The organism is Flavobacterium quisquiliarum (assembly GCF_019308285.1).
GTDB classification, from domain to species: Bacteria; Bacteroidota; Bacteroidia; order Flavobacteriales; family Flavobacteriaceae; genus Flavobacterium; species Flavobacterium quisquiliarum.
Genome location: NZ_WWEM01000042.1, coordinates 1 through 26,650 on the forward strand (window position 1 = coordinate 1; position 26,650 = coordinate 26,650).

A 26,650-nucleotide genomic window follows, 5' to 3' on the forward strand; every position below is an offset into this window, starting at 1 on the left:
TTGTTTTTCTTACCAGTCTTTCAAGGAACTTTCCGTGTTTTGCGGGGTGCAAATGTAAAAGCTTCTTTCGAATCCCACAAGCTTTTTCTGAACTTTTTTTTCGGGAAATTTATTCCCCTCATCCAGTGTGCTTGTCAGTATTTCGATGAACGTCTTTCGTTGTTGCGGGTGCAAAAGTAGCACCTTTATCCAGTTATACAAGCTTTTTATCCGCCTTTTTTTGTTCTTTTTTCAATCTTTTTCTTAACTAACTGATAACGGATTCTTTACAGATCCAGAATTTTTTAATTCTTGTACGGGTTTTCCTTATTTGGCTGTTATTTCTCTTGTTTTGCCGCGAAGACGCCAAGTCACAAAGCCCTGTTTCCCGCTCTTTTTGATCTCGAAAACACGCAAAGGTGCTGGGTTTTTAATGTGTTTTATTGTGAAAACGTCTTTTCCTTCCGAAATTTTCTTCTGAAAACTGGTGCCCCAGCCCCGATAGCAGTGGAAATCCTTTTGTTTTTTCCTTTAAAAAGCAAAAGATTGCAACGGATAGCGGGATTAAGCTCCTGAAAAATATTAAAATTGCAAATTCTAAAATTACTCCTGCAAAAGAACTTCACCTTAGCTCAACTAAACAAAACTTACTCTTATATATTATATAGTACGACTTTATACATATACATGTATAAAAAACAAACCCGACAGGTTTTGAAAAACTGTCGTGTTGTGAGAATGAAATCTACTTCATTTCTAAGTCACACAATAAGTATCTTATACATTAAAGCAATCTTATACATATATATATTGTATGTATTTTAGTAATCACTTATATTTGCATCACAAAATTATAAACAATGATCAAGATTACTTTACCCGATGGGTCAATTAGAGAGTTCGCTTCGAGCGTAACTCCAATGGAGGTCGCTAAAAACATTAGCGAAGGTTTTGCAAGAAATGTGATTTCTGCATCTTTTAATGGTACAACTATTGAAACCGAAACTCCATTAACGACCGACGGTAATCTTATTTTATATACTTGGAATGATGCTGAAGGCAAAAAAGCTTTCTGGCATTCGACTTCGCATGTAATGGCACAAGCTCTTGAGGAATTGTACCCTGGAATTAAATTAACTCTTGGACCTGCAATTGCTAATGGATTCTACTATGATATTGATTTTGGAGATCAAAAAATTTCTGAAGCTGATTTTAAAAAGATCGAAGACCGTATTCTTGAAATCTCAAGAGGGAAATACGATTTTAAAATGCGCCCTGTAAGCAAAGCGGAAGCTTTGGAGATGTACAAAGACAATGTTTACAAAACCGAATTGATTTCAAACCTTGAAGATGGAACAATTACTTTTTGTGATCATGCAACATTTACTGATTTATGTCGTGGTGGACATATTCCGAATACTGGAATTATCAAAGCTGTAAAAATCATGAGTGTTGCTGGTGCTTACTGGAGAGGTGATGAGAAAAACAAACAGCTCACTCGTGTTTACGGAACTTCTTTCCCTAAACAAAAAGACCTAACTGAATATCTTGAACTTCTTGAAGAAGCTAAACGCCGTGATCACCGTAAATTAGGAAAAGAACTTGAGCTATTTGCTTTCTCTCAGAAAGTTGGCCAAGGCTTACCATTATGGTTGCCAAAAGGAGCAGCACTTAGAGAGCGTTTAGAGCAATTTTTAAAGAGAGCACAAAAGAAAGCAGGTTACGAGCAAGTTGTTAGTCCGCATATTGGCCAAAAAGAACTTTATGTAACTTCTGGACATTATGCAAAATATGGCGCAGACAGTTTTCAGCCAATTCATACTCCAGCAGAAGGTGAAGAGTTTTTATTAAAACCAATGAACTGTCCTCACCACTGTGAAATTTACAATGTAAGACCTTGGTCATATAAAGACTTACCTAAGCGTTATGCTGAATTTGGTACTGTATATAGATATGAGCAATCTGGTGAATTACACGGTTTAACTCGTGTAAGAGGTTTTACTCAGGACGATGCACATATTTTCTGTACTCCTGAGCAATTGGATGAAGAATTCAAAAAAGTAATTGACCTTGTATTATATGTATTTGGTTCGTTAGGTTTTGAAAACTTTACAGCTCAAATCTCATTAAGAGATCAAGAAGACAGAGAAAAATATATTGGTACAGATGAAAACTGGGAAAAAGCAGAAAATGCAATTATCAATGCAGCAAAAGACAAAGGTCTTAATACTGTTGTAGAATATGGTGAAGCTGCATTTTACGGTCCTAAGCTTGATTTCATGGTAAAAGATGCATTAGGAAGACAATGGCAATTAGGAACAATTCAGGTAGATTACAACTTGCCTGAGCGTTTTGATTTGACTTATAAAGGTGCTGATAATGAATTACATCGTCCTGTTATGATCCATAGAGCTCCTTTTGGATCTATGGAACGTTTTATAGCAATTTTACTAGAACATACTGCAGGAAATTTCCCGCTTTGGCTAATGCCTGAGCAGGCTATTATCTTGTCTTTGAGCGAGAAATACGAAAATTATGCTAAAAAAGTTTTAGATTTGCTAGAAAATCACGAAATTCGCGCCCTAATTGACAACCGAAACGAAACTATCGGTAAGAAAATTAGAGATGCAGAGATGCAGAAAATCCCATTTATGCTTATTGTAGGTGAGGAAGAAGAGAAAAATGGCACAATTTCTATTCGTCGTCACGGACAAGAAGGAAAAGGTAATATCACAGTTTCAATCGAAGAATTTGCTAAGATTGTAGACGAAGAAATAAAAAAGACATTAAAAGTATTTACAGTTTAACTTAAATTAGAAAGTCATAGCAATAAGAAGCAACAGAGGTTTTCAACCTCGAGTAGAAAAAAAAGATGCACACAGAATAAACAATCTTATTCGTGTTCCAGAGGTACGTCTTGTAGGTGAAAACATTGAACCTGGCGTTTTTAAAATCGCAGATGCGTTACGTTTAGCTGACCAATTTGAATTGGATTTAGTTGAAATTTCGCCAAACGCGGAACCGCCGGTTTGTAAAATCATGGATTACAAGAAATTTGTTTACGAACAAAAGAAAAGAGACAAAGCTTTAAAAGCTAAATCTTCTCAGGTTGTTGTAAAAGAAATTCGATTTGGTCCTCAGACTGATGAGCATGATTATGAGTTTAAAAGAAAGAATGCTGAAAAATTCTTGAAAGAGGGAGCCAAATTAAAAGCTTTCGTTTTCTTTAAAGGACGTTCTATCATTTATAAAGATCAAGGTCAGATTCTGTTATTGCGTCTTGCTCAAGATTTAGAAGAACATGGTAAAGTTGAAGCTATGCCTGTTTTGGAAGGAAAGAGAATGATTATGTTCATTGCTCCGAAGAAGAAAAAATAGTCTCAGTTTACAGTCTCAGTACTCAGTTTTGAACTTGAGACCGAAAACTGAAACAAAAATATAAGTAAGTAAGAATAAATTAAAACACTAGGAAAAATGCCTAAAATGAAAACAAAATCTAGCGCTAAGAAACGTTTTAAAGTTACTGGCTCTGGAAAGATTAAAAGAAAGCATGCTTTTAAAAGTCACATCTTGACTAAAAAATCTAAAAAACGTAAATTAGCTTTGACACACTCAGCGCTAGTTCACTCAACAGATATGAAAAGCATTAAACAACAATTAAGAATTATCTAATAATTCTTTAGGTTAAAAAATTATTTATATAACCTTGGAGTATGGCTTTAAGTTCCTTTGATTCAATTCAGGACGCCTGCTACAAAAAAACATTAAAATTATGCCAAGATCGGTAAATTCAGTTGCTAAAAGAGCAAGAAGAAAAAAAATAATGAAGCAAGCCAAAGGTTTCTTTGGAAGACGTAAAAACGTTTGGACAGTTGCTAAGAATGCAGTAGAGAAAGCGATGAGCTACGCTTACCGCGATAGAAAACAAAACAAAAGAAATTTCCGTTCTTTATGGATTCAACGTATCAACGCTGGAGCTAGATTAGAAGGAATGTCTTATTCTCAATTCATGGGGAAAGTTAAAGCTAACGGAATCGAATTGAACAGAAAAGTTCTTGCAGATTTAGCTATGAACCACCCAGAAGCTTTCAAAGCTATTCTTAATAAAGTAAAATAAACGTTTTATAAACTCAATTTAAGATTACTTACTTATTATAAAAAAACCATTCGCCACGGCGAATGGTTTTTTGTTTTTATCACAATCCTAAAATTTCTTTAGACTTATATTTAAATTAAAAAAGTAAATTTACATAAACAAAAATCTCAGATGTACGACGCGATTCTTAACCATATTCAAAAATTTATTCCTCTAGAGCCTTCTGAAATTGATTTATTGGAATCATGTTTAAATACTTCGCAAATTAAGAGGAAAGACCATGTTTTACAAGAAGGGCAAATCTGCAATACAATGTACTTCGTTGTAAAAGGTTGCATGCGTCAATATATTATTAACCCAAGAGGCACAGAACAAACTCTTCAATTTGGAGTCGAAAATTGGTGGATAACCGATTATTTGAGCTATCACAACCATACTCCTTCTCATTTCTATATTCAGGCAGTTGAAACAACAGAAGTAATTGCACTTGAAAAATCTGTTTTAGAATCTATATTGATTCAAATACCTAATCTGGAGAAATACTTTCGCATCGTTGCCCAAAAGGCATTTGGAGCTGCACAAATGAGAATTAAGTTTCTATTTACAATGTCAGCTGAAGAGCGATATAATCATTTTAAAAATCAGCAACCCGATTTTGTCCAGCGAGTTCCTCAATATATGCTTGCCTCCTATCTAGACTTCTCTGCCGAATTTATGAGCAAGATAAGGGCTGGAAAAGTCTAAAATGTATTTCTTGAAGTAGTTCAAGTTTTTGAGAGTATTGATTACTGACCTTTGTAATGAACTTTTAAAACATATAAAAATGAAATCAAGAATTGTTATCCCGAATGTTGCTCCAGAAGCTTATCAAGCATTAATGAACTTAGAAAAATATATTTCTACAACTTCATTAACTCCCGTTCATAAAGAATTAATTAAAATCCGTGCTTCACAAATTAACGGCTGTGCATTTTGTATTAACATGCATACTGCTGATGCAAGAAAACATGGTATTTCTGAACAGAGAATTTACTTAACAAGCGCTTGGCGTGAAGCTGATGTTTACACAGAAGAAGAAAAAGCAATCTTAGCTTTAACAGAACAAGTAACTTTAATTGGAAACCACGTTTCTGATGAAGTTTATGAAAATGCAGCTAAATTATTTGACGAAAAATACCTTGCAGAAATACTTTTAGCGATTATTACAATTAACTCTTGGAATAGATTGGCAATTACTACCGGAATGCGCGCATCATAATTTATAAAGAGAATATTTACAAGCTCTTAAAAATCAAAAGCCCTTTGTACATAAGGGCTTTTTGTATTTATTTAAAAATCAGAATCAAAAAAAATGCGAATTGAAAATATTTAAAAATACCGTATTTATACTCTTTCGTGATTTCTGAAATTATTTATTTTTGGCGCATGATACCAAAAAGAATATCTTTATTTTACCTCATATTTACCATTTTATTAATCCTTCTTTCTTGTCAAAAGAAAAAAAATATTAGTAAAAAAGAAACATCAAACAATACAGAAGTCAACAAATTAATTGCAACTGCCAATACATTATTTGACAATCATAAATTCAATACTGCTTTTTATTATTACAACGAAGCCATTTTTAAATGTAATCCAGAAAAAGATGCAGAAAATTACATTAGAACATTAAATCGAATGGCAATTATCCAGCAGACTCATGGTGATTATGCCGGCAGTGAGACTACTATTACTAAAGCTCTTCCTTTTACTAAATTAGTAAAAAATCAGCTTCATATTTGGAACTTGTATGTTACTTTAAGTAGCAATTATTTGGACACGTACGATTATAAAAATGCCATACTCTACAATAAGAAAGCTTTACAACTGAATGTAACAAATTGGCAAAAATTGGCTGCTAAAAACAATATTGGTGTTGCTTTAATTCAAGAGAAAAAATATCTAGAAGCATTAGATATTTTCATTCCATTAGAAACCAAAAAAGAAGTAATTAGGAATCACGAGTTTTACAGCTCTTTGTTAGATAACATTGGCTTATGTTATTTTAAAACAGATCACTCTGGAAAAGATCTAGAATATATGAAAAGGGCTCTAGAAATAAGACAGGAGATAAACAGTCCTTTAGGATTAGGTAAGAGCTATATTCATCTTGCTCAATTTTATGAAGAAAAAAATCCTTCATTAGCTAAAAAATACATGTTTTTAAGCTACAAAGAGTTTTCTAAAATAAACTATATAGACGGAAAATTATCTGCATTAAAAATGATAATTAGAAATAGTTCTAATAAAGAACTTAAAACCTATGCTAACTCTTATATCAATTTAAATGACAGTATGCATGAAGTCGTACAAAAAGCTAAAAATCAATTTGCCAAAATAAAATATGATTCGAAGCGTGAAAGAGAAGAGAACTTAAAACTTAAAACACACAAAGCAGAAAATGAATTAAAACTAGAAAGACAAAAAAACAGAAATATTATCTCTTATATCATAATTGCTCTAAGTTTATGTCTTATCTTAATTTTATACTATTACTTAACTTCTAAGGCAAATCGTGAAAAAATTGAAGCTGCATACAATAGCGAAACGAGGATTTCTAAAAAATTACATGACGAATTAGCTAATGATATCTATCATACTATGGCTTTCGTTGAAAATAAAAACTTGTCTTTGGCTGAAAACAGAGAACATCTCTTAAACCACTTAGATACTATTTACTCCAGAACAAGAGATATCTCTAAAGAAAACTGTACCATCACAACTGACGAAAATTATATCGTACTTCTTAAAGAAATGATTTCTGGTTTCAGCACTTCGAATATTAATATAATTCTAAATGACCTGGATAATATTTCCTGGAATGAAATTAATAAACTAAAGAAAATCACAATTTACAGAGTCATTCAAGAATTACTTGTAAATATGAGAAAACACAGCGAAGCCTCTTTAGTCGGGATTAATTTTAAGGCAACTGATAAAAGTATCGTTATCAATTATACTGATAACGGAAAAGGAATCGATACTGAAAAAATTATATTTAAAAATGGCCTTTCTAATGTTGAAAGCAGAATAGTCAAACTAAAAGGAAACATAGATATTTCGACAAATCCAGATCTAGGATTTAAAGCTTTTATAAAAATTCCCTTTTAAAATGACCGAAAAAGAAAACTTTTATATCCCGAAAATTGCACTGAAATCAAGCTTCAATGGGCTTATTCTAGAAAAAAGACTACAAAATGTGGAAAACCGTATTAAAACAACAAAAGGAACTATTAATTTTGACAAAAGCTTACAAAGAGTTTTCAAGTTAAGTTTCACATTCCCTATATAAAAGAAAAATATGTTTAAGAAAGTTTTAGTTGCCGAAGATTTAGATAGTATCAGCATTGCCGTTGTTCAAGTACTTGAAGATTTACAAGTTCCTGTTATTGACCATGTGAAATACTGTGACGAAGCTTTACTCAAAATCAAAAAAGCTTTACTAGAAAAGGAGCCTTACGATTTATTAATTAGTGATTTATCATTTAAATCAGATCACAGAAAAGCGATCTTAAGCAGTGGAGATGAACTAATTGAAGCTGTAAACAAAGTACAGCCTACGATTAAGAAAATTGTATTTTCTATTGAAGATAAAAGCTATAGAATTAAATCCTTATTTAATGATTTAGGCATAAGCGCTTACGTATCTAAAGGAAGAAACAGTATTGCAGAGTTAAAAAATGCTATTGTAAGCACATACAATAACGAGGAAAAAATTGTTTCTTCTGACTTATCTTTTAGTTTTAACGATAAAGCTTTGATTGAAATCGAATCGTATGACATCTCAATATTAAAACTGCTTTCTCAAGGATACATTTTAGAAAGTATTTCTAAAGAATTTAAAGATTTATCTATTACGCCAAACGGCACAAGCAGTATTGAAAAAAGGATTAACAAATTAAAAATTTATTTCAAAGCCAATAATAATGTTCATCTTATAGCAATTGCTAAAGATTTTGGCTTAGTATAATATTACATTACGGAATCACGTAAGGAATATAGATTTTATAACTCTAAATTTGTTACAAAACCTATCAACCTACTAATGAGACCCAAAAATAAAAAGATTGCATTTTTTGACAGAATTAATACAACTCAAAATAAAATTATCATGAAAACAATGTTTCTTTGTCTTTTCTTATCAATAAGCTTTGCTTATGTGTCTGAAAAAACCGGCTGGCTAGAAATTGATTGGAAAATAATCTTTATTCCTGCATTGTTGGTTTTACAAATTATCATTATCGGAACTGCCTTAAAAAACAGATATAAAAAACATTAATAATTTCTAAGAAAGGTCTGATTCAGATTATAGGAAATACCTATATATTTGATTTCATTTAATTCTTTACATGAAAAACATTCTAAGTCCTCTCTTACTATTATTTACATTTTTATCATTTGCTCAAACCAAGGTTTTATCCTGGAATATTGAAAATTTTGGCAAATCGAAATCTGATAATGAACTCAAATATATTGCTAAAACAATTGAGGCATACGACATTATTGCAATTCAAGAAGTAGTGGCTGGATATGGCGGTGCTCAAACTGTTGCTAAATTGGTTGCACTTCTTAATCAAAAAGGTTCTAAATGGGAATATAGCATTAGTAATCCTACAACTAGTAGCAGTTACAAAACAGAACGTTATGCTTTTGTGTGGAAGACAAATAAAGTCAAGTTAAAAAACAAACCTTGGCTGGAACAAAAGTTTAACTTAGAGATTGATCGAGAACCATACTTTGCAACGTTCGAAATCAATAAAAAAACAGTTACATTAGTTAATTTTCATGCCATAACTAAAAAGAGACAGCCTGAAACAGAAATTAAATATTTCAAATTTTTACCCAACCAATATCCTGATTTAAATTTAGTCTTTTTAGGTGATTTTAATTGTCCCGAAAAGCATACTGTTTTTAATCCATTGAAAAAAATGGGATATGTTTCTCTTTTAAAAAATCAGAAAACAACACTCAAACAAAAATGTAAAAACAATATCTGTCTTGCATCAGAGTTTGACAATATATTTTACAAAGCTTACAATTTCAAAATCGTTAATTTTGGAGTTATTAAATTTTATGAAGATTTTAATTCCCTTCAAGATGCCAGAAAAGTTTCTGACCATATACCGATCTGGTTTGAATTCTCTTTAAACTAAATTAAGTTTTCAGTTTCTTTTTTCTTGCCGCTGGAAACAAAACATTATTTAAAATTAATCTGTAACCTGGTGAATTTGGATGCAAATCTAAAACTGTTGGCGGATCACCTACCTGATGCTGAAAATCTTCTGGATCATGTCCACCGAAAAAAGTAAACATTCCTTTTCCTTTTTCACCATGTATATATCTTGATTCTCCATTTAATTCACACGTCCCCATAATCAGAACATTCGATTTTATTAAAGAAGTATCAAATGAGGTTGTCTGTCCCATAAAACCCTTAACAAGCTGCGTATGATTTTGGCAGAGCATACTCGGAATTGGATCCCATTTTGCAGAAAATTCCATTAAGGTAAAGTAATCTTTATCCATTACAATTCTTCTCTTCGTAGTCATATCAATATCTGAAAACTCATAAACTTCAGGCTTTCTTTCTAAAGTGAAATTTTTAAAAGCAAATGAGTTATTGTAATTCAATTTAGATTGATAATTGGATTCACTAGGATCTCCATCAAACATCGCTTCACAAATATCCACACCATCAGCCGCAAGTGCAATATCAAAACTGTCTGTAGCAGAACACATGGCAAACATAAAACCGCCACCAACAACAAAATCCCTAATTTTTTTAGCGACAGCTCCTTTTTCTTGAGATACTTTTGCAAAACCTAATTTTGCTGCTAACGCTTCCGAATCCCGTTTTTGATCAATATACCAAGGTGTATTTTTGTAAGCTGCATAAAATTTCCCATACTGACCAGTAAAATCTTCATGATGTAAGTGAAGCCAATCGTACATTAAAAGCTGATCGCTTAAAACTTCTTCGTCATAAATTGGAGTAAAAGGAATCTCAGCATACGTTAATACTAAAGTTACAGCATCATCCCAAGGCTGTTTTCCTTTTGGAGTATACACCGCAATTTTAGGAGCCTTTTCTAAAATTACAGATTCCATATTTTGAGAAGGACTGGAAATTTCATTTAAAATAGAAGCTTCTTCACTATCAGAGATAACTTCAAAACTAACTCCTCGGATTTTACATTCTTTTCTAATTTCTTCGGCATCTGGAAGCAGGAAAGAACCTCCACGATAATTAAGAAGCCAACTTGCCTTGTAATCTCTGCTCAAACACCAATATGTTATTCCATAAGCTTTTAAATGATTCTGCTGCGTAGATTCATCCATCGGAAGCAATATAAATGATGCCCGAGTGTTAAATGTAATTAATAGTATAAAAATGTAGAATAAACTCCTATTCATCCGAAAATTATTTTAGTAAAGATATAAAGGAAGACTTAAAAAAAAGAATACACGCTGTCTTTTCTAGCTTAATAGAATGTTAAATAAGAAAACAGGGGTAAATACCTGATTTATAATACTGAAAGAAAACAGGTAAAAACACCTATAGTATCATTAAATAATCTATCTAAATTTGCTATCCCAGATCATCAAACTAATCAATGCAAAAACCAATAACCATGAAGTTTAATGATAGTAATAATCAAGAAAAGGGTATGAATATAATTCAAAAAATAGGTTTGTGTGTACTTGTAGTAACAATTATATTGTATTATGTGTTGTCTATTCAATTTCTAACAGCGAATTAATTTAGATTGTAAGCACTGCTAAATCATTTTGAATAGCATAAACAACAAGACCAGCAATATTTCGTGATTCTGTTTTAAGCAGCAAATTATTTCTATGTCCTTCTATAGTCCTAGGACTTAAAAAAAGATGTTCTGCAATTTCCGCAGTCGTCTTTTGCTGGCAGATTAATTGAAGAATTTCAACTTCTCGAGGTGAAAGAAAATTAGTTTCCAATCCGCCTTTTGTATTTTTAGGCGAAACAATAGTTTCCTGAATTGTTTTTAAAACATTTTCATTATAATAGAACCCTTTTGAAGCTACTTCATTGATTGTAAGAATCAGATCTTTGGGAGTAGTATTTTTAATCAAATAAGCTACTGCACCAACCTGAATCATATTTGCTATAAATGACTTCGTATCATAACTTGTCAAAGCAATAATCTTAATTTCTGGATATGTTTTTCGAATAATTTTTGTGGCTTCAACACCATTTAAAACTGGCATTTTTAGATCCATTATAATAACATCTGGTTTAATTTCGTTTTTATCTAACAAAGAAATAAGTTCATCTCCGTTTGAGGCCTCAAAAATAATATCCATATTTTCTTCCCTCTGCAATAAAAAAGAAATTCCTTTTCGAAACAAAATTTCATCATCGACTAAGGCAATTTTAATAGCAGCATTCATCCTATTTGATTTTGGTCGTTTACTTTGGTCTGCCGAATTTACGAAATAATGATTTATAAAATACGCTATTCCCTTATTTTATTGAATAAAAACCTTACTTAATATATGAAATTGAGTTTAAAAAGTAAAATTTACTACAATGCCATTATTAATTTCTGAAGTAATTTTTATAGTTCCTTCTAAAAACGATATACGGCTGTCAATATTTTTCATTCCCAAACCTTTTTGATTTTCATCACTTTTACTATCAAAACCAACTCCATTGTCTTCGTAATTGCAGTTATTTATTCCACCTTTATTAGAAAATGCAATCCAAATCTCTGTTGCTTTTCCGTGGCGGAGCGAATTATTCATTAATTCTTGCAAAATCCTAAAAACATGCAAATGCCGATCAATATCCTTATCGTCAAAATCAATTTCGTTTTTATAATGTGTTTTTACAGATTTACTGCTTTCAAATTCTTCACATAATTCTTCTATTGCAGCATTAAGCCCGAATTTTTCAAAAACAGGAGGCAATAAATTATGAGCAATTTTTCTAGAGTTATCTAATGCTTTAGTTGTTAAAGCGATGATGTTTTCTGTAATTTCAGCAGTTTCAGTATCAGTAAGATTTGGTGCTGTCAATAGATGACTATTTAAAGAAACTATATTTAATTTCGAGCTTATATCATCATGAAGATCTTGTGCAATTCTTTTACGTTCTTCTTCCTGTGTAATGATAACAGCATGTAATTGCTCTTTTTGATAACGAAGCACTAAATCTTTTTTTTCTAACTCTTTTTGAATAATTTTTTTTCTTGAGTAATAAAAGAATATTATTAATGCAACCGCAACCACTATAAAAAACAAAGAGATATACAGTATAATAGCAACTAACTCTTTATCAGGAATAGAATGGGTATTCATATATTTACGTATCTTAACAATTACGAACTAGCTCTGCAGATTTCTTTTTGGAGAAAAACTTACCTTCCATTCAAACAAGATAAAAAGATAATAAATTACATTTAAAAATGCGTTAACCATCCAGCTTAGATATTTTACATCATTATTCAATGTAGAAGTAAGATTACCAATAATAAACAATACTGTACTTGATAACAAATAAATGATTATTCCCATACTAACATAGTAATATGCCTTATTCTCTGTAAGCATATTATAAAAATGCATCAATGCGAAAACTACAATCAACAGCGATGTCAATGTAATTTCAAACAAATTAAATTTTAGAAACTCTTGGGGAGTATTAATAAATTGAATCATTAATACAAACAAAGCCAATATAAGACTAACTTTTAAAAATTGTTTTTGAATTTTTATTTTTAAAATTGAGTGATAAAATAGCCCCAGCAGTATCATTTGACCTATAAAAAAAGTATTAACCAAAAACAGGTTATTCATTTTAAGATGGAATAAGGTCTCCATCGAAATTTGCATAAGAAAAGCAAAGGCGAGATAACAAACAAAAAAAACATTAGCTTTCTCCTTTTGGAAAAAGCTAAATGAATATAAGATGAGATTAATTAATAAAATCGAATAACCTGAGTATATTAACAAATCAGTCATTTTTACTTAGTATTAAAAATTAGAAAGGTGGACTTGGACGCGAACCATCATACACCACGTCATTATTACCTTCTACTTTTTCGCTTTCACCATCAGCTTTCCCGTAAACATTCACCCATTTGTCTTTTTCTTTATCATATTCGGCACCTACAAAAAGTAAAGTTTTTTCTTTCTGATCATTAATACCGATATAAGCCCAAACCGCTTCTGTTTCTAGCTTTAAGACTTTTTCTAAACTTTCTCTTGGAACTAAGAAAGCTTTTACCTTGTTTTTCTTGTCTTCGACTGTCGTATCATCCTGATACCTTTGTTCCCACTCGTTTGCAGTTGCTAACGGAATCTGAATAGGTCCCGGAAATTTTTCTTCATTCATAATTCTAATTGTTATTGGTTAATAATTTAAAAAAATAAATAGTTTCTTAATGGTCTCGCTAAACTACTGATTTTAATTAGAAAATTAGCACAAAAACATAAAAAAAAGCCTTAAGGAATAAGGCTTTTACAATTTATTAAAATGGGACATCGCTATCATCGTCATCGTCATTCAGATTACTTCCAAAAGCTTCATTTGCCGAAGGAAGATTATTAGTAACAAATGGACTATCGTCATGATTCATTTTTGATGGCAAATCGTCATAGCTGCCAGAGAATTCATCAAGATTATCAAATTTTCCTAAGTGTCCTAAAAATTTCAAACGAATGTTTTCAATACCACCATTACGGTGTTTTGCAATCATAATTTCAGCTTGACCAGCAGTTGGCGAAGCCTCTTCATCATCCCATTCTTCAATTTTGTAATATTCTGGTCGGTATAAGAACGAAACGATATCGGCATCCTGCTCAATTGCTCCAGATTCACGAAGATCCGAAAGCAAAGGACGTTTACTAGATCCACGTGTCTCAACGGCACGAGATAACTGCGAAAGTGCAATAACTGGAACGTTAAGTTCTTTTGCCAAAGCTTTTAAGTTTCGGGAAATTGTCGAAATTTCCTGCTCACGATTTCCTCCTCCTTTAGCATTTCCTCCTGCAGTCATCAACTGCAAATAATCAATAATAATAATTTTAATACCATGCTGGGATGCTAAACGACGGCATTTCGCTCTTAAATCGAAAATAGAAAGTGAGGGCGTATCATCAATAAATAAAGGTGCTTTCTCTAAATCTTTTACTTTAGTACTTAACATTGTCCATTCATGAGGCTCTAATTTTCCTGTACGCAATTTTTCTGACGACAATCCTGTTTCGGAAGAAATAAGCCTCGTAATTAACTGAACAGATGCCATCTCCAGAGAGAACAAAGCCACTCCATGTCCATATTGGATAGCAATATTTCTAGCCATAGAAAGTACAAACGCCGTTTTTCCCATCGCTGGTCTGGCCGCGATAATAATTAAATCACTCGGCTGCCATCCAGACGTTAGTTTATCTAGATTATGAAAACCAGTTTCTACCCCACTTAATCCTTCTTTTTTAGAAATCTCCTCAATTTTCTTTTTAGCTTGTAAAACTAAACTTTGTGCGGTTTCAGAACTACGCTTGATATTTCCTTGTGTAACTTCGTACAATTTAGATTCAGCTTGATCCAATAAATCAAAAACGTCTGCACTTTCATCATAGGATGCTTCAATAATTTCTGAAGAAATTCTAATCAAACTTCTTTGAATAAATTTTTGAAGAATGATACGTGAGTGAAATTCGATATGCGCCGAAGAAGCAATTTTCTGCGTAAGCTGAATCAAATAAAAGTCTCCGCCCGCTAAATCCAACTTTCCGTTTTTCTTTAACTGAGTCGAAACTGTTAAGATATCAATAGGCTGCGTTTCGGTAAAAAGTTGTAAAATCGCTTCAAAAATATGTTTGTGTGCGTCTTTATAAAAAGCTTCTGCCTGCAAAATATCAATTACATCATCTACCCCTTTTTTATCAATCATCATTGCACCTAACACAGCTTCCTCCAAATCAAGAGCTTGCGGTGGCAACTTACCTTTTTCTAAGTTGATAATGGTGGTTTTGTCGACCTTTACAGGGCTTAAGTTTTTGAAATTTTCCATATAGCGAAAGTAGCAAAATTTAAAAAAAATCTGCTATCGAGTTATAACTATTAATTGTTTATAAATAATCTTGATTTGTTCATAACCAAAAAAAAATCCGAAACTGTAAGGCTTCGGATTTTAAGTCTCTTTTTATGAATTTACTCTTTATACTCGCCCATATTACTGTATTTGTCCATTCTTTGGGCAATTAAGTCGGCTGTTGATAAGTCTTTTAATTCATTATATCCTTTAGTGATGTATTCTGCAACTGTTTTAAAAGTTGTTTCGCGGTCATAGTGCGCTCCTCCTAGTGGTTCCGGAATAACATCATCTACTAATTTTTGTTTTTTCATGTCAGAAGATGTCAATTTTAAAGCTTCTGCTGCACGCTCTTTGTATTCCCAGCTTTTCCATAAAATAGAAGAGCAAGATTCTGGAGAAATTACAGAATACCAAGTATTTTCTAACATATAAACACGGTCTCCAACACCAATTCCTAAAGCTCCACCAGAAGCACCTTCACCAACAATAATTGTGATAATCGGCACTTGAAGACGAACCATTTCAAAAATATTTCTTGCGATAGCTTCTCCTTGTCCTCTTTCTTCAGCTTCTAATCCTGGATATGCACCCGGAGTATCTACCAAAGTCAAAACTGGAATTCCAAATTTCTCTGCCATTTTCATCAAACGCAAAGCTTTACGATATCCCTCTGGATTTGCCATACCAAAATTACGATACTGACGTGTTTTAGTATTAAAACCTTTTTGCTGTCCGATAATCATAAACGACTGTCCGTTTATTTTACCAAGACCACCAACCATTGCTTTATCATCTTTAAAACCTCTGTCTCCATGAAGTTCCAAAAACGTATCACCACAAATTGCTTTAATATAATCTAACGTATACGGTCTATTTGGGTGTCTTGACAATTGTACACGCTGCCAAGCAGTAAGGTTTTTGTATATATCTTTCTTGGTTTCCTCTAATTTCTTGTTGATTTCCTTGCAGGTAGGTGTTACATCAACGTCAGATTCTTTTCCAATAATAACGCACTTTTCTAGCTGTTCTTCAAGTTCTTTAATTGGAAGCTCAAAATCTAAATATTCCATGGATTTTTGAATTTTGTTTGTAAATCGAACCGCAAATATAAAAATATTATATCATTGGCGAAGTTAATTGTTATTTAAAGTATAAAAATGCATTTTAAAAATAAGGAAACTATTACAAGCTCTCTTTCTTTTTCTGATAGTGTTTAAAAACACCATTTAGGATAACGGTTATGATAATTATAACTGCTCCAATATAAAATTCCACACTCATTTTTTCTTTCCCCCCTAATATGAAATAAGCTAAAACTATTCCGTAAACAGGCTCTAAGTTCGTGGTTAGCATTACCGTATATGGCGTTAATCGCTGCATTACTTTTACTGATGCAGTAAAGGCATAGGCTGTACAAATAGAGGACAAAACCATTAGCAAAACCCAGTTATTTAAAGACATCGTAAAGAAATCAGCCGTAAATTTTCCTTGAAATAAAAAATAAATTGAGATAAAAAAGACTCCAGCACCAAACTCATAAAAAGTGATTACTGAAGGTTCATGGTCTGAAATCAGCTTTCCATTCATTAAGGTAAACAAAACTCCTAAAATAATTGCAGCTAAAGCATAATAAACTCCCGTTAGATATTTTATTTCTACCTGAAGAATCAGTCCCAAACCTGCAATAATTACAAGACCAAAAAGAACTTCATACCACAAAACTTTACGTCCATAAAATAAAGGTTCTAGTAAAGAGGCAAAAAAAGCGCCTAGCGAAAAAATAGAAAGTGTAATGGATACATTGGAAACGTGAATGGCTTTAAAAAAGAAAATCCAGTGTAAGGCAATTAATAATCCAACAAAAATCAGTTTAAATAATTCTTTTACAGGAACTTGAAAAGATTGTTTTTTATAAGCGATAAAAGCTCCTAAAAAAATCATGGCAATAAGCATTCTATACCAAACCAGATTATTGGCATCAATAGTTATTAAAGCACCCAAAATGGCTGTAAAACCCCAGATAAAAACAATTAAGTGAAGATTTAAATAACTTTTTAAATTATCGTTTCGCATTACGTAATAGATAAACTGCTAAGATTCCGAAAACAATATTCGGGAACCAGACAGCTAATAAAGGTGAGAAAGTAGATTTTTCGGCAAGTGTACCAAAAATTTTATCAAAGAATACAAATGAGAAAGCAATCGCTATTCCGATTGCTAAGTTCGTTCCCATTCCACCGCGTCGTTTCATAGAAGAAACTGCAACAGCTATAATAGTCAAAATAAAAGCAGAAACTGGAACGCTATACTTTTTATAAAGAACAACAAGATAAGTGTTGATGTTTCCAGAGCCTCTTTTTCTTTCTTTTTCAATAAAATCGATCAGTTTGCCTAAAGTCAATGTTTCTGCGATGTAAACAACAGGGGTTAAATCGGCTAGTTCAAACTTAAAAGCTACATTTTTTTCCGGCGATTTTTCAAGCACATCATTCAATTCGCCAACTGTTCTTTTGGTGTAATCGTACAAAATGTAGGTCTTTTTTTTAGGATCCCATTTAATACGGCTTGCAGTAATTTTATAGGTTAGTTTTTCCTTTTCAAAATGCTCTAATGTAAAATTAAAGGCCGTCTTAGATTCTTCATTAAAACTGTTTACAAAAATAAAATCGTTATCATTAATCTGCCTGTAAACATTGGTATTATTACCAAGCATTTCTGCTTTTCCATTACCTTTTAAATAAGTATACCTGAAATTATTGAATCCTTCACTGGCAGCAGGAACAATAAAAAAACCCATTAAAAGCACAAATACAGACACAATAGTTGCTCCCATAATATAAGGACGCAAAAAACGTGTAAAAGAAATTCCAGAACTTAAAATCGCAATAATCTCTGTATTATTAGCCAATTTTGAAGTAAACCAAATTACAGATAAAAACAAGAATATCGGAAATAATGAATTGGCAAAATATACCGTAAAATTGTAATAATAGAGCGCAATTTCTGTAAATGGAATTTTATTCTCCAGCATTTTATTTACCTTTTCAGAAACGTCAATTACGATTCCAATCGGAATAAATAATAAAATCATTACCGAAAAAGTGGCTAAATATCTTTTTAAAATATACTTATCTATTATTGTCAGCATATATTTTTTGTTTCAAGTTTAAAAGTTTCAGGTTTCACGTTTCAAGTTTCATGTTACACTGAGCAACTTGAAACTTGAAACTAAAAAAACTTGAAACTTTTTTATAGTCTTTGACTCATATTTTTAACCATCATTTCTTTCCATGGTCTGAAATCTCCGGCTAAGATATGTTTTCTAGCTTCACGAACCAACCACATATAAAATCCAAGGTTATGAATTGTAGCGATTTGTTTTCCTAAATATTCGTTAGCTGCAAACAAGTGACGCAAATACGCTTTTGAATATTCTGTATCCACAAAAGTATGTGCCATTTCATCAATTGGAGAAAAATCTGCTTCCCATTTTTTGTTTTTGATGTTGATTGTTCCATTTGCTGTAAACAACATTCCGTTTCTTGCATTACGCGTTGGCATAACACAGTCAAACATATCAATACCTAACGCAATATTTTCAAGAATATTTATTGGAGTTCCAACTCCCATTAAGTAACGAGGTTTGTCTTCAGGAAGAATTTCGCAAACCACTTCTGTCATCGCGTACATTTCTTCTGCAGGTTCTCCAACCGAAAGTCCACCAATTGCATTTCCTTGTTGTCCAGAATTAGCAATATACTCAGCCGACTGACGACGTAAATCTTTATAAGTACTTCCTTGAACAATTGGAAAAAATGTTTGTTCGTAACCGTATTTATAAGGGACCTTTTCCAAATGATTAATACAACGATCTAACCAGCGGTGTGTCATGTGCATCGAACGCTGTGCATATCTGTAATCACAAGGATAAGGCGTACATTCATCAAAAGCCATAATAATATCAGCTCCAATGGTACGCTGAATTTCCATTACATTTTCAGGAGTAAAAAAGTGATAGGATCCATCAATATGTGATTTAAACTTTACCCCTTCTTCTTTAATTTTTCTGTTCGATGAAAGAGAATATACCTGATATCCTCCCGAATCAGTCAAAATATTACGATCCCAGTTCATGAATTTATGCAATCCACCTGCTTTTTCTAAAATTTCAGTCTGCGGACGCAAATATAAATGGTATGTATTTCCAAGGATAATATCCGGATTTATTTCTTCTTTAAGTTCACGCTGGTGCACACCTTTCACAGATGCAACCGTTCCAACTGGCATAAAAATAGGCGTTTCAATTACACCGTGATCAGTAGTTATACTCCCCGCTCTTGCTTTAGACTGCGGATCTTTTTGTAATAAATCGAACTTCATTTGTTTCTTTTTTCAGAGCGCAAAGATAGTTTAATTTCAGGAAAATTAATTAGATAATTTGTCAATTAGAAAATTAGATAATACCCGAAAAAACCTGACGCAAAAAACTCATAATTCATAACTTTTTTTGGGCGTTCCCTTCGGTCGGGCTATCCGCTATATTCCTGATTAACAAAAACTACGGCTAAAAAGCCTTGTTTTTCTAAATCGGGAGATGTCGCTACAAACGAAGTTCACTGAACTCCAATAAAAAATAAAACTCTGTGAAGTAATCCCTAACGCAAACGGTTCTTCAAGAAAGTCTATCGATAAAATCGTAATGTAAAAACTGCAGCAATCCTATTAGTAAAGTATAACAAACCCATTCATTTCTTTCGTAATTTTAATATTCAACTAAAATTTTAGAAATCATGATAAACTCAGAAGATAAATTAGATGATATCAAGGACGATCAAATCGAAAAAAACCTTGAAAATATGGATTATCCAGCAAACGAAGATATTTACAATCAAGAAGAAAGATTAGAAGATATTGACCCTCAAGACATTTCTGGAGAAAGAATAATTAATAATGATAATCACGAATGGAAACAGAACAGCGATAAAATCGGCAACGATTTAGATGTTCCTGGTTCCGAGCTTGACGACGAACAAGAAGATATTGGTTCTGAAGACGAAGAAAACAATTATTACAGCGAAAGCGACACTAATTAAATCTTTTAAACCTTCTCTAAAATTTATACCTTTTTTTTTGCCACAGATTATACAGATTTAATAGATTTTAAAATCATTACAATCCGTATAATCTGTGGCAAAACTTTTAAATACAATTATCATATCTTTGCTTTTCCTCCAATTTTAATAAAAAAAGAACAAAAAAATTTAACAATTGGAACGAACTAAAGCAGAAAATCATTTGTCTCCCCACAAAATATCCGTTACTTTTGCTTCAGTTTAAAATTTTACATATAAAATGAAGCCTAACACACAACAATTAAGCGATTTAACGATCCAAGTAAGAAGAGATATTCTTAGAATGGTACATGCTGTAAACTCTGGACACCCAGGTGGTTCTTTAGGTTGTACTGAATTTTTGGTAACACTATATCAAAATATAATGGACCGCAAAGAAGGTTTTGATATGAACGGAATCGGAGAAGATTTATTCTTCCTTTCAAACGGACACATCTCTCCTGTCTTTTACAGCGTTCTAGCACGCAGCGGTTATTTTCCAGTTTCAGAATTAGCTACATTCAGATTATTAGACTCTCGTTTACAAGGGCATCCAACAACTCATGAAGGTTTACCTGGAGTTCGTATTGCATCTGGTTCATTAGGACAAGGTTTATCTGTAGCTCTTGGAGCAGCGCAAGCTAAAAAATTAAACAAAGACAATCATATTGTTTATAGCTTACATGGTGACGGAGAATTACAAGAGGGTCAAAATTGGGAAGCTATTATGTATGCTTCTGCTAAAAAAGTAGATAACATTATCGCTACAATCGACCTTAATGGAAAACAAATCGACGGAACAACTGATGAAGTTTTACCAATGGGAAGCATCCGTGCTAAATTCGAAGCTTTTGACTGGGATGTTTTAGAAATTAAGGAAGGAAACAGCATCGACGCTATCATCGCTGGCTTAACTGATGCTAAATCAAGAACAGGAAAAGGAAAACCAGTTTGTATTTTATTACATACAGAAATGGGTAATGGTGTAGATTTCATGATGCATACTCACGCTTGGCATGGTAAAGCTCCAAACAATGACCAATTGGCAAGTGCTTTGGCTCAAAACGTTTCAACTTTAGCAGACTATTAAAAAAGTGTTTAGTCTCAGTAGATAGTTTTCAGTTTAGAAACTAAAACTACCAGAGACCCAACATCTCAAAAGATATAAAATGAAAAAATACGAAAATACAGGAAGTAAAGATACTCGCTCTGGTTTTGGAGCGGGAATGACTGAACTAGGTCAAAAGAATGAAAATGTTGTCGCATTATGTGCTGACTTAATTGGATCATTAAAATTTGATGAATTCAAAAAAAATCACCCAGAGCGTTTTTTCCAAATCGGAATCGCTGAAGCTAACATGATCGGAATCGCTGCAGGTTTAACAATTGGAGGAAAAATTCCTTTCACAGGAACTTTCGCTAACTTCTCTACAGGAAGAGTTTACGATCAAATTCGTCAATCTGTAGCTTATTCAGATAAAAATGTAAAAATCTGTGCTTCTCACGCAGGTTTAACTTTAGGAGAAGATGGTGCAACTCACCAAATCCTAGAAGATATCGGATTAATGAAAATGTTGCCAGGAATGACAGTAATCAATACTTGCGATTACAACCAAACAAAAGCAGCTACAATTGCATTAGCAGATCACCACGGACCAGCTTATTTACGTTTTGGTCGTCCAGTTGTAGCGAACTTCACTCCTGCTGACGAACCATTCGTAATTGGAAAAGCGATTATGTTAAACGAAGGAACAGATGTTACTATTATTGCAACTGGACACTTAGTTTGGGAAGCTCTTATTGCTGCTGAAGCTTTAGAAGCTAAAGGAATCTCTGCTGAAGTAATCAACATCCACACTATCAAACCTCTTGATGAAGAAGCAATCTTAAAATCTGTTGCAAAAACGAAATGTGTTGTAACTGCTGAAGAGCATAATTATCTTGGAGGTCTTGGAGAAAGCGTTTCAGGCGTATTGGCTTTAAACAATCCAGCTCCACAAGAATTTGTTGCAGTTAAAGATAGTTTTGGTGAATCTGGAACTCCTGAGCAATTAATGGAAAAATACAAATTGAACAATCAAGCAATTGTTGAAGCTGTAGAAAGAGTTATTAAAAGAAAATAATTTTTTTTTCTCTCATATAAAAAAACCTCGAAATTGAATTTCGAGGTTTTTTATTTAACAGCTTAAAAGATTAATACCAAGATAAATCAGCAGAAAATGATCCTCCGCCAACAACACCGCAAGTAAATTGTCCAGAAATGAAGAAATTTGGATAAACTGTAATATAAGGTGGTGGCAATTCTCTCCAGCTCGCAAGCAAATAAGTTTGTGTGCCTGAAACAGCAGAAGTAGTACTTATTCTTTCTATTCCTCCCCAAGCTAAACTATTACAATTTTCGCAGAAATAACTATTTAATGTCCTTAAATTTTGAGCTTCTTTCCAAGTACATCTCCATGTAGAACATGACCTGTATTGCAAGATAGTTCTAAGATACATCTTACTTGTGTAGATTTTATCATTTAAGACAATTGTTTCATTAAATAAATCTATAACATGTCTAAGTCTACCTCCAGAAACTGTAATTTCTGCAGATGCAAATGTTTTTACTCTGTTTTCATTTGGAAGAACATTTCTACCGGTCAAACTTTGAGTTGATTTAGATAAAGCAGCTAACTGTCCGTAAATTGGAAGATCATTTTTAACTTGTAAAAGCTCCTCAGAAGACTTATTTTGATCTTCGGCAGACAATAGATAAAAAGTAAATTCATTCAACCATAAAGTTTTACCTGCAATTTTTACCTTAGAATCAGAATTTAAAACTGCCTTTAAGGCATTTGAATAGACTACTCTCGATTCTGGCACATTATCTTCTTCAATACCTTCAGAACTATTTGAAGTATTGAATAAAGAAATCAGTTTTTTGGATGAAATCCAGTTTTTAAGCTCATCACTATTTAATACTGCAAGATCACTATACTCTTTAACAAAAGACTCCTCAGTTTTAAATGATAACACTTTACCATCTAAAACTGAAGCAGAAGTGTCTACAGAAGAAACACCATCCTGATTTAACTGATCTTCGCTACTACATGACAATACAGTAAGCCCTAAAAACAATGCAATTAATTTTTTCATTTTTGTAAAATTTTAATATTATTCTTTCAAACTTAAACTCTTAAGAAATAAAATCCTTACGAGTTTACGTAAAATAAAAGAGTAATTCTTACAAAAGAATGCAATTCCTTAAAAACCAAGACTTAACAGAAAAACTTTAACAAAAAATTAATTCTAGAACACTATACACTCATTATATTCAATCATAAAAAAACCTCGAAATAGTTAATATTTCGAGGTCTTTTTATTGTATCTATTTTATTTAATATCCTGTTCCTGAATGATAATTTTTATCCAGATGTAATCTTAATCTAGTAGGATCCGTATAATCTTCAAGCGTAGCTGTTTTAGGATTCGTTGCAGATTCTGGTTTACTAGGATCTACAAGCGGACCTGTAAACTTTCTAGGAATACCCCATATTTCACTTTCATCGACATTTTTGGTATCTGGATTATCCGGCATTGGATTGTACGGATAATATAAACTAATTCCTGAAAATGGAGCTCCAGTTGGCTTTGTAATTTCAAATCTAGTAGTATAACCGTCACCATCATCATCAAAATCAACAAAATCAGCAATTCCATCACCATCTGTATCGTCAATTAATTCTTTTGGCAAATTAGGAAATCTCGCTGTATCTCTTTGATCATAAACATAACCATCGCCATTAATATCTTCTAAATATGTTGGCACTCCATCTCCAACCACAACACGCCCATTAGCTGTAATATTGTATTCACTATCAACTCTTCTTAAACTATACAACTTAAAGCTAAACACTAACGGAGAATAAGACGGTATAACACTTTGAGTACTAGCATAATACCCTAAACCTGAAGGCAAAAACATCATTCCAGCACCATAATCGCTATACGTATATGTACCATCAGCCCCAACAGCACTGCGAACTCCTGTTTTAAATTTAGGCATAATTTCTCCCCAACCTTCCAGTGAACTAACAGCAGCATAAACATCTAAATTCAAATCACGCCCTAAGCCATAAGAGTTATCAAACTCAGTCCCATTTAAAAGACTTCCTACATAAGATACATTAACACTATCAAAATTACAAGGAGCTTCTCCTGCACCTTTTCTAAATGTTAAATAATAAACTCTATAAGTTACATCACGATTATATACATCTCTATACTCTAAAGGATAAGTCTTTTGATCCCAAATAGAAACCTGTGTCGCTGGATCTGTGATTTTACTTACTTTAACATCAAAGGTCTGAGTATCAACCTCGATAAAATTATTTTTTAAATATTTTACAATCGAATCATTATCAGCTTTATACTGCTCTGCATAATCCCTTGGAGGAGTAATCTCTATATCATCATCACCTTTTTTACTACAAGAAATGATAGCCAGACCAGCCAGTAATAAAACAAAATAATATTTAAATTTATTCATTATTATGATTTTTTTAGGTGCGCAAGATACAATATTGATTTATTTTTGTAAAGAATTTAACTTGGATTTTAGAAAAATTATGAGAGTAGATAAATACTTATGGTGTGTTCGTTATTACAAAACCAGAAACATGGTTACAGAAGCCTGCAAAAAAAACCATATTACTGTAAACGGACAAGTTGCAAAACCGTCCAAAGAAGTTTTTCCTACTGACCGAATTACCTTCAGAAAAGATCAGATTACACAGATAATAACAGTACTGGATATTCCCGAAAATCGTGTAGGCGCCAAATTGGTCGATATTTATCGTAAAAACGAAACTCCACCAGAAGCCTACGCTCATTTAGAACTTTTGAAACTATCAAAAGAACATTATCGAAAAAGCGGAACGGGAAGACCAACCAAAAAAGATCGCAGAGATATTGACGATTACGGAGATGAAGTCTTCAATGAAGACGATGAAAACGAAATTTAAAATTACATTTTTTTTTAATCCCAAATTCCAATTTTCCAAATCGTAAATACAAACTCAAAATTGAACGAACTAAAATCCAAATTTGGATTTTGCATTTTTTAGTATTGGATTTTAAAATTTGTATTTTAGCAAAAAAAATTAAATCATGAGCAGTAACATCATCTTAACGAATCAGGAAGTCGAACACAAAATAAAACGTATCGCTTATCAAATCTACGAAACTTTTGTTGACGAAGAAGAAGTCGTTATTGCGGGCATTGCTTCTAATGGATTTGTTTTTGCAGAAAAAATAGCTGCTGCTTTAAGCAGCATCTCTACTTTAAAAGTTTCTATCTGCGAAGTAAAAGTAAATAAACAGAATCCGCAGGATACTATAAAGACTTCATTAAGTCCAGAAGAATATTCCAACAAAGGATTGGTTCTTGTGGACGATGTATTAAATTCCGGTACTACATTGATATATGCTGTTCGTCATTTCTTAGACGTTCCGCTTAAAAAATTCAAAACAGCAGTACTGGTTGACAGAAACCATAAAAAATACCCTGTAAAGGCAGACTTTAAGGGCATTTCTCTTTCAACTTCATTATTGGAGCATGTTCAAGTTGTTTTCGACTCAGAAAACGGAAACTACGCTTCTTTAAGCTAAAACTCGCAATATATCCTGAACCGTTTCTTCGACAGATCTATCATCAACCACAACTTTATGTTTGGACTGATTGTAGTAAAAACTTCTGTCGAATAAATGTTTCGCGATAAACTCTTTCATTTCTTCTTCATCCATATTCGCGATTAAAGGACGTTTGCTTTTGTTATATACTAATCTATTATACAAAGTATCGATTGATGCTTTTAAATAGATTGAATCAACATTTTCTCCTTTTAGCAATTCATGATTATTAGCATAACATGGAGTCCCTCCACCCAATCCGATAATATTATTTTCGTCAGATTGCAATAATTCGACAAATATTTCATGTTCTAATTTTCGAAAATAGATCTCTCCGTGCTTCTCAAAAATCTCATTTATGGACATTTTTGCTCTTTCTTCGATAATTTTATCCAAATCTAAGAACGGAATATTTGTGATTTTTGACAAATTCTGGGCGATTGTCGACTTTCCGCAGCCCATGTAACCTAACAATACTATTTTCTTCATACTAATAAAACCTTATAAACTAAGCAATTGGAAATTTTTCCAAAAAAAAGACAAATTTATAATAAAATTGCTTGCAAACTTCAAAATAAACTCCTTATATTTGCACCCGCATTCAAGAAATTAAATGACTCGATAGCTCAGTCGGTAGAGCACATCACTTTTAATGATGGGGTCCTGGGTTCGAG

Annotated in this window: 28 protein-coding genes; 16 read left to right on the plus strand and 12 right to left on the minus strand. The window is 32.5% G+C overall.

The features are described 5' to 3' along the window. The 11 genes from GSY47_RS25185 to GSY47_RS25235 all read left to right on the plus strand — a co-directional run. Window positions 1–180, plus strand: a 180-nt coding sequence (locus GSY47_RS25185) for a hypothetical protein (RefSeq protein ID WP_219071617.1), incomplete at its 5' end; no start/stop codon positions are given. Window positions 181–839: 659 nt separating this feature from the next. Next, window positions 840–2,786 carry a threonine--tRNA ligase gene (thrS, locus tag GSY47_RS25190; RefSeq protein WP_179006400.1) on the plus strand — a complete coding sequence of 649 codons (1,947 nt, stop codon included), beginning with the start codon at window positions 840–842 and terminating at the stop codon, window positions 2,784–2,786. A 22-nt stretch (window positions 2,787–2,808) separates the two neighbouring features. After that, on the plus strand, window positions 2,809–3,357 hold the full coding sequence (gene infC, locus GSY47_RS25195; RefSeq protein ID WP_091497511.1) for a translation initiation factor IF-3: 549 nt from the start codon (window positions 2,809–2,811) through the stop codon (window positions 3,355–3,357). Between the two features lie 96 nt (window positions 3,358–3,453). Further along, complete coding sequence (gene rpmI / locus GSY47_RS25200) at window positions 3,454–3,651, plus strand: 50S ribosomal protein L35 (RefSeq protein WP_007810722.1); 198 nt, start codon at window positions 3,454–3,456, stop codon at window positions 3,649–3,651. 100 nt (window positions 3,652–3,751) lie between these two features. After that, the gene (rplT, locus tag GSY47_RS25205; RefSeq protein WP_008464948.1) at window positions 3,752–4,096 is read left to right on the plus strand and encodes a 50S ribosomal protein L20; all 345 of its coding nucleotides are present in this window, start codon (window positions 3,752–3,754) and stop codon (window positions 4,094–4,096) included. A 150-nt stretch (window positions 4,097–4,246) separates the two neighbouring features. Next, on the plus strand, window positions 4,247–4,819 hold the full coding sequence (locus GSY47_RS25210) for a Crp/Fnr family transcriptional regulator (protein ID WP_179006402.1): 573 nt from the start codon (window positions 4,247–4,249) through the stop codon (window positions 4,817–4,819). A 79-nt stretch (window positions 4,820–4,898) separates the two neighbouring features. Further along, the gene (locus tag GSY47_RS25215) at window positions 4,899–5,333 is read left to right on the plus strand and encodes a carboxymuconolactone decarboxylase family protein (RefSeq protein WP_179006403.1); all 435 of its coding nucleotides are present in this window, start codon (window positions 4,899–4,901) and stop codon (window positions 5,331–5,333) included. 167 nt (window positions 5,334–5,500) lie between these two features. Continuing rightward, complete coding sequence (locus GSY47_RS25220; RefSeq protein WP_219071618.1) at window positions 5,501–7,225, plus strand: tetratricopeptide repeat-containing sensor histidine kinase; 1,725 nt, start codon at window positions 5,501–5,503, stop codon at window positions 7,223–7,225. A gap of 190 nt (window positions 7,226–7,415) precedes the next feature. Further along, window positions 7,416–8,084 (plus strand): response regulator transcription factor, encoded by a 669-nt coding sequence (locus GSY47_RS25225; protein ID WP_179006407.1) that lies wholly within the window; start codon window positions 7,416–7,418, stop codon window positions 8,082–8,084. A gap of 141 nt (window positions 8,085–8,225) precedes the next feature. Continuing rightward, entirely contained in the window at window positions 8,226–8,393 is a 168-nt protein-coding gene (locus GSY47_RS25230) for a hypothetical protein (protein WP_179006409.1), read from the plus strand. Between the two features lie 70 nt (window positions 8,394–8,463). Further along, a complete protein-coding gene (locus tag GSY47_RS25235) occupies window positions 8,464–9,267 on the plus strand; it encodes an endonuclease/exonuclease/phosphatase family protein (protein WP_179006411.1) in 804 nt (267 codons plus the stop codon). 1 nt (window position 9,268) lies between these two features. Here GSY47_RS25235 and GSY47_RS25240 read toward each other — a convergent pair whose 3' ends face one another. The 9 genes from GSY47_RS25240 to tgt form a co-directional block, all read right to left on the minus strand. Further along, window positions 9,269–10,528, minus strand: coding sequence for an asparagine synthetase B (locus GSY47_RS25240; protein WP_179006413.1), 1,260 nt, complete (start codon window positions 10,526–10,528; stop codon window positions 9,269–9,271). Between the two features lie 348 nt (window positions 10,529–10,876). Beyond that, window positions 10,877–11,542, minus strand: coding sequence for a response regulator transcription factor (locus GSY47_RS25245; protein WP_179006415.1), 666 nt, complete (start codon window positions 11,540–11,542; stop codon window positions 10,877–10,879). Between the two features lie 117 nt (window positions 11,543–11,659). Next, a complete protein-coding gene (locus tag GSY47_RS25250; RefSeq protein ID WP_179006417.1) occupies window positions 11,660–12,451 on the minus strand; it encodes a sensor histidine kinase in 792 nt (263 codons plus the stop codon). Between the two features lie 682 nt (window positions 12,452–13,133). After that, on the minus strand, window positions 13,134–13,487 hold the full coding sequence (locus tag GSY47_RS25255; RefSeq protein ID WP_179006420.1) for a hypothetical protein: 354 nt from the start codon (window positions 13,485–13,487) through the stop codon (window positions 13,134–13,136). Window positions 13,488–13,623: 136 nt separating this feature from the next. After that, the gene (gene dnaB / locus GSY47_RS25260) at window positions 13,624–15,168 is read right to left on the minus strand and encodes a replicative DNA helicase (RefSeq protein WP_179006422.1); all 1,545 of its coding nucleotides are present in this window, start codon (window positions 15,166–15,168) and stop codon (window positions 13,624–13,626) included. A 140-nt stretch (window positions 15,169–15,308) separates the two neighbouring features. Continuing rightward, window positions 15,309–16,262, minus strand: a complete 954-nt coding sequence (locus tag GSY47_RS25265) for an acetyl-CoA carboxylase carboxyltransferase subunit alpha (RefSeq protein ID WP_091497480.1) — start codon at window positions 16,260–16,262, stop codon at window positions 15,309–15,311. A 112-nt stretch (window positions 16,263–16,374) separates the two neighbouring features. Continuing rightward, the gene (locus GSY47_RS25270) at window positions 16,375–17,265 is read right to left on the minus strand and encodes a DMT family transporter (RefSeq protein ID WP_179006424.1); all 891 of its coding nucleotides are present in this window, start codon (window positions 17,263–17,265) and stop codon (window positions 16,375–16,377) included. Further along, window positions 17,252–18,340, minus strand: a complete 1,089-nt coding sequence (locus GSY47_RS25275; RefSeq protein WP_179006426.1) for an LptF/LptG family permease — start codon at window positions 18,338–18,340, stop codon at window positions 17,252–17,254. Before GSY47_RS25275 ends, GSY47_RS25270 begins: the two co-directional genes overlap by 14 nt. 101 nt (window positions 18,341–18,441) lie before the next feature. Beyond that, a complete protein-coding gene (tgt, locus tag GSY47_RS25280; protein WP_179006428.1) occupies window positions 18,442–19,572 on the minus strand; it encodes a tRNA guanosine(34) transglycosylase Tgt in 1,131 nt (376 codons plus the stop codon). 410 nt (window positions 19,573–19,982) lie between these two features. Between tgt and GSY47_RS25285 the strand changes: the two genes are divergently transcribed. From GSY47_RS25285 to GSY47_RS25295, 3 genes are all read left to right on the plus strand, one after another. After that, the gene (locus tag GSY47_RS25285; protein WP_179006430.1) at window positions 19,983–20,285 is read left to right on the plus strand and encodes a hypothetical protein; all 303 of its coding nucleotides are present in this window, start codon (window positions 19,983–19,985) and stop codon (window positions 20,283–20,285) included. A gap of 259 nt (window positions 20,286–20,544) precedes the next feature. Next, window positions 20,545–21,393, plus strand: a complete 849-nt coding sequence (locus GSY47_RS25290; RefSeq protein ID WP_179006431.1) for a transketolase — start codon at window positions 20,545–20,547, stop codon at window positions 21,391–21,393. Window positions 21,394–21,472: 79 nt separating this feature from the next. Beyond that, window positions 21,473–22,426, plus strand: coding sequence for a transketolase family protein (locus GSY47_RS25295; protein WP_091497466.1), 954 nt, complete (start codon window positions 21,473–21,475; stop codon window positions 22,424–22,426). Between the two features lie 70 nt (window positions 22,427–22,496). Here the strand turns inward: GSY47_RS25295 and GSY47_RS25300 are convergent, their stop codons facing one another. Together GSY47_RS25300 and GSY47_RS25305 are read right to left on the minus strand one after the other, a co-directional pair. Further along, on the minus strand, window positions 22,497–23,441 hold the full coding sequence (locus GSY47_RS25300; RefSeq protein ID WP_179006433.1) for a hypothetical protein: 945 nt from the start codon (window positions 23,439–23,441) through the stop codon (window positions 22,497–22,499). Between the two features lie 241 nt (window positions 23,442–23,682). After that, window positions 23,683–24,834: an FKBP-type peptidyl-prolyl cis-trans isomerase gene (locus GSY47_RS25305; protein WP_179006435.1), complete on the minus strand. Its 1,152-nt coding sequence runs from the start codon at window positions 24,832–24,834 to the stop codon at window positions 23,683–23,685. A gap of 79 nt (window positions 24,835–24,913) precedes the next feature. Between GSY47_RS25305 and GSY47_RS25310 the strand changes: the two genes are divergently transcribed. Then, entirely contained in the window at window positions 24,914–25,309 is a 396-nt protein-coding gene (locus GSY47_RS25310) for an RNA-binding S4 domain-containing protein (RefSeq protein ID WP_179006437.1), read from the plus strand. Window positions 25,310–25,454: 145 nt separating this feature from the next. After that, a complete protein-coding gene (locus GSY47_RS25315) occupies window positions 25,455–25,955 on the plus strand; it encodes a phosphoribosyltransferase domain-containing protein (RefSeq protein WP_179006439.1) in 501 nt (166 codons plus the stop codon). On the opposite strand, the gene GSY47_RS25320 is transcribed toward GSY47_RS25315, so the two are convergent. Further along, window positions 25,947–26,465: a shikimate kinase gene (locus GSY47_RS25320; protein WP_179006441.1), complete on the minus strand. Its 519-nt coding sequence runs from the start codon at window positions 26,463–26,465 to the stop codon at window positions 25,947–25,949. The two genes, GSY47_RS25315 and GSY47_RS25320, sit on opposite strands and share 9 nt — an antisense overlap. Window positions 26,466–26,650: the final 185 nt, after the last annotated feature.